Source organism: Roseomonas indoligenes, from assembly GCF_017813365.1.
Taxonomy (GTDB): Bacteria; Pseudomonadota; Alphaproteobacteria; order Acetobacterales; family Acetobacteraceae; genus Roseomonas; species Roseomonas indoligenes.
Genome location: NZ_JAGIZA010000018.1, coordinates 1 through 12,198, shown reverse-complemented (window position 1 = coordinate 12,198; position 12,198 = coordinate 1). Strand labels below are relative to the sequence as shown.

The 12,198-nt window shown below is 72.2% G+C and carries 12 protein-coding genes and 1 pseudogene; 7 read left to right on the top strand and 6 right to left on the bottom strand.

Features of this window, described 5'->3' with window-relative positions; genetic code table 11:
* Nucleotides 1-12 precede the first annotated feature (12 nt).
* The 4 genes from J5Y10_RS22240 to J5Y10_RS22225 are packed head-to-tail and all read left to right on the top strand — an operon-like array spanning nt 13 to nt 3,884.
* Nucleotides 13-1,062: a Bug family tripartite tricarboxylate transporter substrate binding protein gene (locus J5Y10_RS22240; protein ID WP_342452991.1), complete on the top strand. Its 1,050-nt coding sequence runs from the start codon at nt 13-15 to the stop codon at nt 1,060-1,062.
* A gap of 10 nt (nt 1,063-1,072) precedes the next feature.
* Nucleotides 1,073-1,828, top strand: a complete 756-nt coding sequence (locus tag J5Y10_RS22235) for an MBL fold metallo-hydrolase (RefSeq protein ID WP_209376318.1) — start codon at nt 1,073-1,075, stop codon at nt 1,826-1,828.
* Nucleotides 1,825-2,862, top strand: a complete 1,038-nt coding sequence (locus J5Y10_RS22230) for an Ldh family oxidoreductase (protein ID WP_209376317.1) — start codon at nt 1,825-1,827, stop codon at nt 2,860-2,862. Before J5Y10_RS22235 ends, J5Y10_RS22230 begins: the two co-directional genes overlap by 4 nt.
* Nucleotides 2,863-2,894: 32 nt before the next feature.
* Nucleotides 2,895-3,884, top strand: a complete 990-nt coding sequence (locus J5Y10_RS22225; RefSeq protein WP_209376316.1) for a Bug family tripartite tricarboxylate transporter substrate binding protein — start codon at nt 2,895-2,897, stop codon at nt 3,882-3,884.
* 105 nt (nt 3,885-3,989) lie between these two features.
* Here J5Y10_RS22225 and J5Y10_RS22220 read toward each other — a convergent pair whose 3' ends face one another.
* On the bottom strand, nt 3,990-4,856 hold the full coding sequence (locus J5Y10_RS22220) for an amidohydrolase family protein (protein WP_209376315.1): 867 nt from the start codon (nt 4,854-4,856) through the stop codon (nt 3,990-3,992).
* 121 nt (nt 4,857-4,977) lie between these two features.
* Here J5Y10_RS22220 and J5Y10_RS22215 point away from each other — a divergent pair, with 121 nt between their 5' ends.
* From J5Y10_RS22215 to J5Y10_RS22205, 3 genes are all read left to right on the top strand, one after another.
* On the top strand, nt 4,978-5,886 hold the full coding sequence (locus J5Y10_RS22215) for a LysR family transcriptional regulator (RefSeq protein WP_209376314.1): 909 nt from the start codon (nt 4,978-4,980) through the stop codon (nt 5,884-5,886).
* Between the two features lie 127 nt (nt 5,887-6,013).
* Complete coding sequence (locus tag J5Y10_RS22210) at nt 6,014-6,808, top strand: class II aldolase/adducin family protein (protein ID WP_209376383.1); 795 nt, start codon at nt 6,014-6,016, stop codon at nt 6,806-6,808.
* 69 nt (nt 6,809-6,877) lie between these two features.
* A complete protein-coding gene (locus J5Y10_RS22205; RefSeq protein ID WP_209376313.1) occupies nt 6,878-7,882 on the top strand; it encodes a Bug family tripartite tricarboxylate transporter substrate binding protein in 1,005 nt (334 codons plus the stop codon).
* A 95-nt stretch (nt 7,883-7,977) separates the two neighbouring features.
* Here J5Y10_RS22205 and J5Y10_RS22200 read toward each other — a convergent pair whose 3' ends face one another.
* The 5 genes and pseudogenes from J5Y10_RS22200 to J5Y10_RS22180 all read right to left on the bottom strand — a co-directional run.
* Nucleotides 7,978-8,964 (bottom strand): Bug family tripartite tricarboxylate transporter substrate binding protein, encoded by a 987-nt coding sequence (locus J5Y10_RS22200; protein ID WP_209376312.1) that lies wholly within the window; start codon nt 8,962-8,964, stop codon nt 7,978-7,980.
* Between the two features lie 47 nt (nt 8,965-9,011).
* Entirely contained in the window at nt 9,012-10,106 is a 1,095-nt protein-coding gene (locus tag J5Y10_RS22195) for an Ldh family oxidoreductase (RefSeq protein WP_209376311.1), read from the bottom strand.
* On the bottom strand, nt 10,103-10,900 hold the full coding sequence (locus J5Y10_RS22190; RefSeq protein WP_209376310.1) for an HpcH/HpaI aldolase family protein: 798 nt from the start codon (nt 10,898-10,900) through the stop codon (nt 10,103-10,105). Before J5Y10_RS22190 ends, J5Y10_RS22195 begins: the two co-directional genes overlap by 4 nt.
* Nucleotides 10,901-10,917: 17 nt before the next feature.
* On the bottom strand, nt 10,918-11,892 hold the full coding sequence (locus J5Y10_RS22185) for a Bug family tripartite tricarboxylate transporter substrate binding protein (RefSeq protein ID WP_209376309.1): 975 nt from the start codon (nt 11,890-11,892) through the stop codon (nt 10,918-10,920).
* Between the two features lie 200 nt (nt 11,893-12,092).
* Nucleotides 12,093-12,198, bottom strand: a pseudogene (locus tag J5Y10_RS22180) (IS5/IS1182 family transposase); the annotation flags it as partial.

Here is a 12,198-nt window from a genome sequence, read left to right as displayed (position 1 = left end):
GGAGGACGTGCAGTGACCGGCCATGCCATGCCCGGGGCGGAGAACCCCCGTCCGCCATCCCGCCGTCTCCTGCTCAGGGCGGTGGCCGCCGGGGTTCCGGGCCTGGCACTCCTCCCCGCATCCCGCGCCTGGGCGCAGCCCGGCTACCCGGAGCGTCCCGTCCGCATCGTCGTGCCCTTCGCCCCCGGGGGTGGGGTGGACATCGTGGCACGCCTTCTCGCCGAGCCGATGCGCGCCGCCCTCAGCCCCGGCGGCGCCGTGCCGCTGGTGATCGAGAACCGGGGCGGCGCCGGCGGGCAGCTCGGGGCCCAGGCCGTCGCGAAGGCGGCGCCCGACGGCTACACCATCCTCCTCGCATCTGCGGGGGAGATCGCCGCGGCGCCGGCACTCTACGGCGTGAACCTTCCCTACGATCCGATACAGGATCTTATCCCGATCACCCTGGTCGTCCGGGTGCCCAACCTGCTGGTGGTCGCCAGCACCGTCCCCGCCCGCAGCGCGGCGGAGCTGATCGAACTCGCGAGGCGGCAGCCGGGTGCCCTGAGCTACGCCAGCTCCGGCGTGGGCAACCTGCAGCACCTCAACGGCGCGCTCTTCAACAGCCTGGCCCGGGTCGACACGGTCCATGTGCCCTACCGCGGCACCGGCTCCACCCTGGCCGACGTGGCGGCGGGGCGGGTCAGCATGACCTATGCCGGCGCCCCTGCCCTGCTGCCCCTCATACGGGACGGCAAGCTGCGCCCGCTGGGCGTGACCTCGCGCACCCGGATCCCGGGCCTGCCCGACATCCCCGCCCTGTCCGAGACGCCGGCCCTGTCCTCCTATGAGCTGGTCAACTGGTACGGCCTCTTCGCGCCCGCCGGAACGCCCGCCCCCGCGCTGGAGCGGCTCCACGCGGCCGCCACCCAGGCGCTGCGGCACTCCGATCTGATCCGCAAGCTGGCGGAGCAGGGCGCCGAGGCCGCGCCGATGCCGGCCGACGAGTTCCGCGCCTTCGTCTCCGCCGAGAGCACCAAGCTCGCCCGGCTGATCCGCGAGGCGGAGATCCGCCCCGAGAACTGAGGAGAACGCGATGTACAGGCTGGATGTGCTGGTGCAGGGCTATCCCGGCAAGAGCGTCTGCCATGGCGGCCTCGGCTGGAGCACGATCGCCCTGCTCCGCGGCGAGGGGCGCGTCATCCTGATCGATGTCGGGGCCTTCGGCATTCGGAAGGAGTTGGAGAAGCAGCTCGCCGCGCGCGGCGTCTCCGCCGATGCCGTCACCGATGTCGTGCTGACCCACGCGCACTACGACCACAGCGTGAACTACACGCTCTTTCCTTCGGCGACGGTCTGGATCGGGCGCACCGAGCTGGAGTGGGCGCGCGAGGTGCCACCCGGCTTCAACCCGCTCCCGGAACTCTACGTGCAGGACATGGCGCGCTCGCCACGGGTGCGGTTGATCGAGGACGGCGGGCGCTTCCTGCCCGGCCTGACGGCCATCGCGGCCCCCGGCCACACGCCGGGCTGCCTGCTGTTCCGCCTGGACGCCGCCAGCCCGCCGGTCCTCTTCACCGGAGATGCGGCGAAGAACCGGGCGGAGCTGCTGTCGCTCCGCACCGACATGACCATGGACGCGGATGCCAGCCGCGCCTCGCTCGAGACCGTCTGGCGGCTCTGGCGGGAGACGCCGGGGATGATCGTGGTGCCCGGCCACGACCTGTCCATGCGCCTCGATGAAGGCGGCCGCCCCGAATACCTGGGCGAGCGCCGGGCGGCGATCGCCGCCTGGTTCGACGAGGACCTCTCCGTGACCACGCCCATTGACCTGACCGAGGGACATTCATGACCGACGCCGTGATCGCGGAGGACAAGCTCCTCGCCCTCGCCACCCGCGCCCTCGTTGCCGGGGGCATGACAGAGGAGGATGCCGCGCCCACGGCCCGCATCCTCGTGCTGGCGGACCTCTTCGGCCTTCGCACCCATGGGGTGAGCCGAGTGGCGCAATACCTGGGCCGCGTCGATGTCGGCGGCGTCGATGCGCGCGCGCCGGTGCGGGCGACGCGCGTGGCGCCCGGCCTCTCGCTGGTGGACGGCGCCAACGGCATCGGCCCGCTGGTGGGGATGCGGGCGCTGGAGGCGGCGATGGCCTCGGCGCGCGAGGTCGGCATCGGCGCGGCCTTCGCGCGGGCCTCCAACCATTTCGGGCCGATCATGCCCTACGCCCTGATCGCGGCGGAGGAGGGCTTCGCCTCCATCATCGGGACCAACGCCACCACCACCATCGCCCCCTGGGGCGGGCGGGACACGCGGCTGGGCAACAACCCGCTGGGCATCGGCGTGCCGATGCCGGGCGGGGAGCCGATCCTCCTCGATCTCGCGATGAGCGTGGCGGCGCGGGCCAAGATCCGCCGCGCCCTGAAGGATGGCACCGCCCTGCCCGAGGGCTGGGCCGCCGATGCCGACGGCAAGCCGACCACCGACCCGGCCGCGGCGCTCGCAGGCTTCCTCCTGCCTTTCGGCGGGCACAAGGGCTACGGCCTCGCGCTCATGGTGGACCTGCTCTCCGGCCTGCTCTCCGGGGCGTCCTACCTCACCCATGTGAAGGCCTGGGACAAGGAGCCGGAGGCGCACCAGGATCTCGGGCACTTCTTCATCCTGATCGACACGAAGCGACTGGCCCGGCCGGACGTCCTCGCCGGCCGGATGGAGGACTTCAAGTCGATCATCCGCTCCACCCCGGCAGCGGACCTTTCGCGCCCGGTTCGCCTGCCCGGCGACCTTGAGTTCGAGGCTCTCCGGCGGCAGCGGCGCGAGGGCGTGTCGATCGCCGCCGAAGACCTCGCCGCCCTTGAGACGCTGGCGGCTCCAAGGACGGCCTGAGCGAGACTGCGGAAAAAAGAGGGAGAGAAACGATGGCGTGCATCGAGAAGCGGAAGCTTGGCCAGGCCGCCCTGGCCCTTGCCTTCGGCGGCTTGGCGGGCCGCCCGGCACGGGCGCAGGGCGGCTGGCCCTCCCGTTCGGTGACCATGATCGTTCCCTGGGCACCCGGTGGCTCCAACGACGTCGTCGCCCGCCTGCTCTCGCCGGGGCTCCAGAAGGCCTTCGGCAAGTCCTTCGTGGTGGAGAACCGCGCCGGCGGGGGTGGTGCCGTGGGCATGGGGATGGCCGCCCGTGCCCGGCCGGATGGGCACACGCTGCTCATCTCCTCCGCCTCCAACCATGTCTTCAACCACTTCGTCGTCCCGGACCAGGGCTACGATCCGCGCGAGGCGCTGTCTGCCATCTGCATGATGGTCGATGTGCCGAACGCGCTGGCCGTGCACCCCTCCCTCGGGGTGAGCGATGTCCAGGGCCTGCTGGCGAAGATCCGGGCGACACCGGGCGGGCTCAGCTACGCGTCCACGGGCGTCGGCAGCAGCAACCACCTCGCCGGGGAGCTGCTCCGCCTGCGCGCCGGGGTGGAGTTGAACCATGTGCCGTACCGCGGCGGCGGACCGGCCCTGGCCGACCTCATTTCCGGCACCATCCCCGTCGCCTTCCTCAACCTGCCGACCGTGCTGCCGGCCGTCGAGGCCGGGCAGGTTCGCCTCCTCGGCATCGGCGGCAAGTCGCGGATCCCGAGCCGGCCGGATATCCCGACCATCGGCGAGCAGGGCGTGGAGGGGTACGAAATCCAGTCCTGGACGGGCCTCTTCACCCCGCGCGGCACGCCCAGGCCCGTGATCGAGCGGGTTGCTGCCGAGGTGAAGGGGCTGCTCGGCGATCCCACGACGCGCGAGCGGCTGGTCGAGAGCGGTTCCGAGAACATCTGGGCGGGCCCGGACGAGACGGATGCCTTCGTCCGGGCCGAGTTCGACCGCTGGGGCCCGATCGTGAAGCAGGCCGGGGTGACGAATGGCTGACCGCGTCCCCCGGTGTGAGAGCCTGGGCGCTGCCGCGCCGACAGGGCGTCGGCGGCAGCATCCCGCGCCTGCCGTCCTCAGGCGCGGCGGTGTGCCGCCGAAGACCTAGAGCGGCCAGCCATAGAGGCGGGCGGGGTTGGTCACGAGAAGCCGCCGGAGCCGCCCCTCATCACCGGCCCATTCCGCCAGCCGGGCAAGGGCGCGACGGTCGTCCACCTGCCGGAAGGGATGCACCGCCGAAGGATCGCTTCCCCCGCCGGATGGTCCGGCGTGCGGCCAGTCCGAGCCCCAGAGCACGCGATCCGGGTTCGCTTCGATCATGGCGCGCGCGAGCGGCGCCATGTCCTCGCAGTCCGGCCAGTCCGAGAGGCGATGGGCCGCCGAGAGCTTCACGTGAACGGCGCCCGCGCGCAGCAGGTCCAGCAAGGCGTCCAACCCGGGCTGCGACAGCCCGCGCCGCCCTTCGGGGCGGCCGAAGTGATCGATCACGAGCCCGCCCGGCAGGTCCAGGATCGTGTCGCGCAGGGCGGCGATCACGGACAGCTCCGTATAGGCCTGGACGTGCCAGCCCAGGGATGCGACCCGCCGCGCCGCGCCGAGCAGCATCGCGCGCGCCATCGCCGGATCCGTGCGTCCGGCCGTGTGAAGGTTGATCCGCACGCCGCGAACGCCCGCATCGTGCATGTCGCGGAGAGCGGCCTCGGTCGTGCCTTCGTCGATCACCGCCACGCCACGGCCCCTCGCGGGGCCCAGCCGGCGCAGCCCGTCGAGCATGCAGGCGTTGTCGGCGCCGTAGGGGCTGGGCTGGACGAGGACGACGCGATCCAGCCCCAGGGCGTTCTGCAGCTCCAGCAGGGCGTCGGGCGGGGCTTCACCGGGCGTGTAGGTGCGGCCCGCCGCGAAGGGGAAGCTTGCCGCGGGGCCGAAGACGTGGGTGTGGCAATCGCAGGCGCCTGGCGGAACTGGGAACATGGGGCCTCTCCGGAAACGGCCTGAGGCTTGGCCGCGGCCAAGGCGGCGTCCAGCCACCGATTCTGCCATCATCCATCGATCCGGTTTATGGTGCCGGCCAGGGAGTCGAAACGGGAAGCGGATGAACCTCCGGCAGCTCGAGGTCTTTCATGCGATCATGCGCACGGGCTCCGTCACGGGCGCGGCGCGGCTGCTGAACGTCACCCAGCCCTCGGTCAGCACGGTCCTGAAGCACTGCGAGGCACAGCTGCGCTTCCCGCTCTTCAACCGCGTCGGCGGCAGGCTGCAGCCGACGCCGGAAGCGCAGGCCCTGTTGCCGGACATCGAGACGGTGTTCAGCCGCCTGGCCGCCGTGGAACGCCTCTCCCAGGATCTGGCGGGCGGGCGGCTCGGCACCCTGTCGCTCGCCGCCGCCTTCCCGATCGCGAACGGATACCTGGCCCAGGCCCTCGCCACCTTCCTCGCGGAACGGCCGGGCACGCGCGCGGCCCTGCAATCCCTCAACTCGCCCCAGGTGGTGGACCGGGTGGCCAGCCGGGAGGTGGAGCTGGGCATCGTCCACGAGCCGGTGGTGAGCGGCGAGGTGGAGACGGAGCTGCTCGTCCGCTCCTCCATCGCCTGCGTGATGCGGAGCGACCACCCGCTGGCACGGCACGAGGCCGTGCCGGTCGCGGCCCTGGCGGACCAGCCGGTAATCACCTACCTGCCGCAGATCCTGTTCCGCAGCTACGTGGACGGGGCGCTGTCCCAGGCGGGGATCGCGCCCCCGATCGTCGCCCAGGTCAGCGTCTCCCTCACCGGGATCATGCTCGCCCGGCACGGCGGGAGCGTGGCACTGGTGGAGCCGCTGATGCTGCGCACCCTGCCCTTCCCCGACCTCGTCGCCCGTCCGCTCGATCCCCCCGTCACCTTCAGGACGGTGCTGGTGCGGCCACGGGGGCGGCCGGACTCCACCCTGCTCCGGCGCTTCGTCGCCCATCTCCGCCGCACCCTGGCGGAGGGGATCGGAATCCCGCCCGGCGGGCATTAGCGGCGTCTATGGAGGTCCCAAGGCTTGGTATTGGACGGCGCCCGGCGGGGCTGGGAGAGATGACGGAACGTCCGGGCCGGCCCATGCGCGCCGGCCCGGCTGAACGGGAGGACTGCCGGTGGACAACATGGTCGCGCGTTACGACACGAACTGGCCATCGATCCGCGACCAGGTGAGCGAGGCGGAGTGGCAGGCGCGCCTCGATCTCGCCGCCTGCTACCGGCTGGTCGAGGCCTACGGCATGACCGACCTGATCTACAACCACATCACGCTGCGCATCCCCGGCACCGAGCACCTGCTGATCAACCTCTACGGGCTGCTCTACAAGGAGATCACGGCGACCTCCCTCGCGAAGATCGACGTAGAGGGCAACATCATCTGGAAGCCCGACACGGATTACGGGATCAACAAGTCGGGCTACGTGATCCACGGCGCGATCCACAAGGCGCGGCCGGACGTGGCGGCGGTGCTGCACACGCACACCCGCGCCGGCATGGCGGTGGCCGCAATGAAGGAGGGGCTGCTGCCGCTGAACCAGACGGCCATCCGCTTCGTCGGCCATATCGGCTACCATGACTACGAGGGGCCGGCGATCGACCTTTCGGAGCGCGAGCGGATCGTGGCCGACCTTGGTCCGCACGACGCGATGATCATGCGGAACCACGGGCTGCTGACCTGCGGAGCGACGCTGCAGCAGGGCTTCAACACCATGTACCAGTTGGAGATGTCCTGCCGCGCCCAGGTGGACGCGATGGCGGCGCGCACGGAGCTGACCCTGCCCTCGGAGGAGGTGCTGGCGAGGACCGCGCATCTGTACCAGCCCGGCGCCCGGCGGCCCTACGGCGTGCTGGAGTGGCACGCCATGCTGCGGCTGCTGGAGGCGGAGCAGAAGAACTCGGGTTACCCGCCCTACTGGGCCTGAGGCCGCAGGGCGTCCAATCCGGCGAAGCACGCCATCAGAGCGGGCGCCGGGCCAAGGGAGGGAAGGTCGATGGGTTCACCCGAGATGGGGCGGCGCGCCCTGTTCGCGCTCGGCACCGCGATGGCCTGGCGGGCCGGCGCGGCCCGGGCCCAGCCGGGCGCGGAGGCCTATCCCAGCCGGCCCATCCGCTTCGTCGTGCCCTTCGCCGCGGGCGGGAACAGCGATGTCACGGCGCGGCTCTTCGCGTCCCAGATCACCGCCCGGCTCGGCCAGGCGGTGGTGGTGGAGAACCGCAGCGGCGCGACGGGGGCGATCGGGACGGAGGCCGTGGTCCGGTCCCGGCCGGACGGCTACACGCTGCTGATCGGCAGCCCCGGCTCCATCGTGAACGGCCCGCTCCTCATGGCGGCGCCGCGCTACGACACCATGGCCGACCTGGTGCCGGTCGCGCTGCTCGGCCAGGCGCCGATGGTGATCATCCTCCGCCCCGGCCTTCCCGTGCGGGACCTGCAGCAACTGGTCGCCTTCTCGAGGACGCAGCCGCGCGGCGTGACGATCGGGACCTCCGGCGTCGGCGGCGCGAACCACCTGCCGCTGGAGTTGTTCAAGGCGGCGACGGGCGCCAACCTCGTGCACGTGCCCTATCGCGGCGGCGGCAATACCCTGCCGGACTTCGTCGCCGGCAACGTGGACGGCGTGCTGATCGAGATGTCGAGCGTGCTGGACCTGCACAGGGACGGGCGCGGCCGGATCCTCGGCATCGCGGCCGCCCACCGCTCGAAGCAGGTGCCGGAGGTCGCGACCTTCATCGAGCAGGGGATCGATGGCTTCGTCGCCGCCTCCTTCGTCGGCCTCTTCGCGCCGGCGGGCACGCCGGAGCCGGTGCTGGGGGCGCTGCAGGGCGCGATATCCGCGGCGGCCGCCGATCCCGAGGTGCTGGCGCGGCTGGAGGCGATCGGCAACAACCCGCCGACCGGGGCCGAGTTGACCACCCCCGGCACGGTCGCGTTCCTGCAGGGCGAGTTGGCCAAGGCGCGGCAGGCCATCGCGATCGCCGGGCTGAAGCCGGAATGAGCGCCTCTGCATGAGGACTTCTGCGACCTGACACCGCGCGTTCGCTCACCCCGGCTCGCGGACGCGGCCGGGGCGAAGGCGCCCGGCGGGCCGGCTTACTCCACGGTAGCGCCGGAGGAGGCCACCACGGGTCTCCAGAGGCGGAACTGGCCATCCCAGAAGGCCTGCAGTTCCTCCGCCGAAGTACCGGCCGGCTCCACGCCGGCCTCGCGCAGGCGACGCTCCCCGCCCGGCGCGCGGACCGCGGCGCGCACCGCAGTCGAGAGTGCGCCGATGACCAGGGCCGGCGTGCCCGAGGGAGCGAAGACGGCCATCCAGTTGACGATTTCGAAGTCCGGCACGCCCCCCTCGATCACGGTCGGCACCTCCGGCAGGAGCGGGCTGCGCTGCCGCCCGGTGACGGCGAGCGCCCGGATCGAGCCCTGGCGCACGAAAGGCGCTTGCGAGGGAATGCCCTCCACCAGGAAATCCGTATCTCCTGACATCATCGAGGCGAAGACCGGTCCCGCGCCCCGGAAGGGGATGTGCTCCGCCGCCGTGCCCGTGCGGTTGCACAGCAGCAGGGCGCCGAGGTGGTTGATGGTGCCCGGGCCTGCGGAGCCGTAGGTGGTCCGCCCTGGACGGGAGCGCATCCAGGCCACGAAGTCCGGCAGGTCCCGCGCGGGCACATGGTTCCCGACCGTCACCACCATCGGGAAAGTGGCGACAAGGGAGACGGGCGCGAAGGCCCTCTCGGTGTCGAAGCGCAGGTTCCGGTGAAGCAGGGCGTTCAGCACGGCGGCGCTGACGGTGAAGAAGCCGAGGGTGGTGCCGTCCGGCGCGGCGGTCGCCACCGCCTCGGCCCCGATCACCCCACCCCCACCGCCGCGGTTCTCCACCAGCACGGGGCGGCCGCCCAGTGCCTCGGACATGCCGGGGGCGACGATGCGGGCGATCACGTCGGTGGAGCCGCCCGCGGCGGCCGTGACCATCAGACGAACCGGCTGGCCCGTCTGCGCAAGCCCCGTTCCGGCAACGGCGGAGGCGGCGCCGGCCAGCAGGGCGCGGCGGGGCAAGGCGCCCGGGCCGCGGGTACTCTTCATGCCGCCTCTCATCGGGCGTCCTCCCTCACGCGTTCGGCGGGGCGCGATCACTCCAGCAGGTAGGGGGCCCCGCAGCCCTCGCACATCGCCCGGATCTGGTCGGCGAGCCGGCGCGGGACCGGGATGCCCTCGCGCAGGCGCGTCTCTCGGGCCGCCGCCTCCGGATCCCCTGGCACCAGCACGGGCAGCGCGGGGTCGGCGGGCGGCGCGGCGCGCAGCACGTCCAGCGCGTCGTCGAGATCGGCCTCGAACTCACCCTCCTCCCGGAAGGCCTCGGGGTCGATCGCCATGAAGAAGTGCCCGAGGTTGTCTGGGTCCTCCGCCTTCTGCGTCCGCACTCGCAGGGGTGAGAAGGAAGCGCCGGAGAGGGTGCCCCCGAGGATGTGGACCATCATCGCCAGCCCGTAGCCCTTGTGGGACGCCGTCTCCGGCCGGCCGCCCAGTGGCGTCAGCCCGCCCTCCTTGCCTTCCCGGATAAGGCGTGACGCCTCGTCGGGGTCGGTGACGGGCTGGCCGCTGCCGTCCACGGCCCAGCCCTCCGGCAGGGTGCGGCCGTTCAGCCCGTAGACGCGCACCTTGTTGTTGGCGGTGGTGGTGGTCGCCATGTCCAGCCGGAAGGCGCGGTTCCGCCCGGCGGGCGCGCAGAAGGCGAGCGGGTTGGTGCCGAGCAGGGCCTTGCTCGCGCGCGTCGGCACCATGTTGATCGTGCGCGTGGCGCTGGTGACCATCCCGATCAACCCATGGACCGGCGCGAGCGCAGCATAGTAGCCCGCCGCGCCGAAATGGTGGGAGTTGCGGACGGTGACGACGCCGACGCCAAGGTCCTTCGCCTTCGCGATGGCCATCTCCATCCCCATCACCGCCGCCGGGTGGCCAAGTCCCGCATCGGCGTCCACCAGCGCCGTCACGGCGTTCTCCCGCACCACGCGCGGGCGGGCCTGCAGGTTCAGCTTCCCCTTCCGGCGGGACGAATCGTAGTCCATCAGCATCGAGACGCCGTGGCTGTCCACGCCGGCGAGGTCGGTCTCCACCATCACCTCGGCGGTGGTGCGGATCAGTTCGGGGTCCATGCCCCAGGAGGTCAGCACCGCGACGACCTGCGCGCGCACCGTCTCCGCGGGGACCTGTAGGCGCCCGCTCACGGCGCCCGCTCCGACAGGGCCGCGCGGACGCCGCTGGCCCAGGCCGTCGCCGCTGCATTCAGCAGGGCGATGTCGGTCTGGGTGGTGAGGAAGAGGGCGCCGCGCCGGATCGCGTCGGCCTGGCGCGCCACGTCGCGGTTGCCGCCGCAGCCCGCGGCGATCCCGGCCGCGCGCGCGGCGGCGATGACGCGGTCCTGCGCCGCCCTCGCCGCCGGATCGTCGAACTTCCCGGCCTTGCCCATGCTGACCAGCAGGTCGTTGGTGCCGACATGCACCACGTCTACGCCCGGCACCGCCGCGATCGCCTCCACGTTCTCCAGCCCCTCCACCGTCTCGATCATCAGCACGACCAGCGTGCTGTCGTTCAGTTGCGCCGTCGCCTCGGGCAGGGGCACGGGGCGAAAGTCGAACTGGGCGTAGCCGCCGGCGACCGAGCGGCGTCCGATGGGCGGGAAGCGGGTGATCTCCACCGCGCGCCGGGCCTGCTCCACCGTCGAGATGTCGGGGAAGACGATGCCGGTCACGCCGTTGTCGAGCAGCAGGGACACGTCCGGGTCGTCCACGCCGCGCACCCGCACCACGGGCGCGACCCCGAGCGCATCCGCCGCCTGGGCGAGGTGGATGATCGTCTCCAGCCCGAACACGGCGTGCTGCACGTCGATGAAGAGGAAGTCGTGCCCGCTGCCGCGCGCGATGTGGGCGATGTCCGCCGAGCGAGCCATGCGCACGCTGATGCCGAGCGCGGGCTCGCCAGCGCGCAGGCGCTCCTTCACGGGGTTCCTCAGATGGGGCATGTCGGGTCCTCGGGGGGTCAGTCGGGCCGGATGCCGGCCTGGGCCGCGAGCTGGCGCCATTTCGGCACCTCCTCCGCCAGTCGCGCTGCGAGGGGTGCGGGCCCGTCCATGCGGATGGTCGCGGCGCCCTCGGCCATGCGGGCCTGCAGCTCCTGCGCATCCCGCAAGGGCGCGAGCTCGGCCGTCAGGCGCGAGAGGAGTGCCGGCGGAAAGCCTTTCGGCGCGAGGAGGCAGAACCAGTTCGGCGCGGCGTAGCCCGGCACGGTCTCGGCGATGGCCGGGACGTCCGGCAGGGCGGGGACACGCCCGGGCATGGTGACGCCGAGCAGCCGCGCGCGCCCCTGGCGAACATGCTGGAGCAGCTCCAGCGTCGAGCCGAAGATGAGGGAGATGTCGCCGGAATAGACCGCCGTCACGGCCTGGCTGACGCCGCGATAGGGCACGTGCGTCATCTGCACCCCCGCCAGCGCGCAGAAGAGCGCGCCCGCCAGGTGGTTGGCGGAGCCGACGCCGCCCGAGGCGTAGGTCAGTTCCCCCGAATGGGTCTTCGCATAGGCCAGGAGCTGCGGCAGCGACCCGAACTCGGACTCCTTCCGGACCAGAAGTCCCGAGGGCACGTCGCACATGAGGCTGACCGGCTCGAGATCCCGCTGCGGATCGAAGCTGAGGGCGGGCTGGAGCGTGGGGATGATGGAGATGCCGGCGGAGGTCGCGAGGAAGGTGGCGCCGTCCGGCGGCTGCTGCGCCACGTACTGCGATCCGATTCCGCCGCCGGCCCCGGCCCGGCTCTCGACGATGAAGGTGGCGCCGAGACGCCGCGTGAGGTGGTCCGCGACGATCCGGGTGGGAATCTCGATCGGGCTTCCCGGCGCCTGCGGCACGATCAGGCGGACCGTGCGAACCGGCCAGGTCTCCTCCGCGCGCGGGCGCGCCGGCGAGAGGAGACCGAGGGTGAGGCCGACCATGCCCTGCCCGAGAGTCCTGCGCTGCATCCGTTTCCTCCCGGCCTCTCCGGGCCGATGGGCGGGATGCTGGACCGGCCGCTTGCGAGGCGTCCAATCCCAATAGAGGCGCCGCGCATTGACGCCGTTTATGGCCGGGCCCTGTGCGGCAGCACGGGCAACCCCCTATGACGAGGGCCAGATCAGGGCCGGGAAGGCGGAGGCGGGCCTTCCCTAGGTAGGGGACTCATTCAGGTCCACTCGCTGACGGTGGCGACGAGAGCGAGGCTGGCGAGGTAGTTCCGCGCGAGGCGGTCGTAGCGGGTCGCCAGCCTTCGCCAGTTCTTGAGGTGGCAG

Coding starts and splice junctions, on each gene's coding strand:
- J5Y10_RS22235 (WP_209376318.1), top strand. CDS start 1,073: ATGTACAGGCTGGATGTGCTGGTGCAGGGCTATCCCGGCAAGAGCGTC.
- J5Y10_RS22230 (WP_209376317.1), top strand. CDS start 1,825: ATGACCGACGCCGTGATCGCGGAGGACAAGCTCCTCGCCCTCGCCACC.
- J5Y10_RS22225 (WP_209376316.1), top strand. CDS start 2,895: ATGGCGTGCATCGAGAAGCGGAAGCTTGGCCAGGCCGCCCTGGCCCTT.
- J5Y10_RS22220 (WP_209376315.1), bottom strand. CDS start 4,856: ATGTTCCCAGTTCCGCCAGGCGCCTGCGATTGCCACACCCACGTCTTC.
- J5Y10_RS22215 (WP_209376314.1), top strand. CDS start 4,978: ATGAACCTCCGGCAGCTCGAGGTCTTTCATGCGATCATGCGCACGGGC.
- J5Y10_RS22210 (WP_209376383.1), top strand. CDS start 6,014: ATGGTCGCGCGTTACGACACGAACTGGCCATCGATCCGCGACCAGGTG.
- J5Y10_RS22205 (WP_209376313.1), top strand. CDS start 6,878: ATGGGTTCACCCGAGATGGGGCGGCGCGCCCTGTTCGCGCTCGGCACC.
- J5Y10_RS22200 (WP_209376312.1), bottom strand. CDS start 8,964: ATGAAGAGTACCCGCGGCCCGGGCGCCTTGCCCCGCCGCGCCCTGCTG.
- J5Y10_RS22190 (WP_209376310.1), bottom strand. CDS start 10,900: ATGCCCCATCTGAGGAACCCCGTGAAGGAGCGCCTGCGCGCTGGCGAG.
- J5Y10_RS22185 (WP_209376309.1), bottom strand. CDS start 11,892: ATGCAGCGCAGGACTCTCGGGCAGGGCATGGTCGGCCTCACCCTCGGT.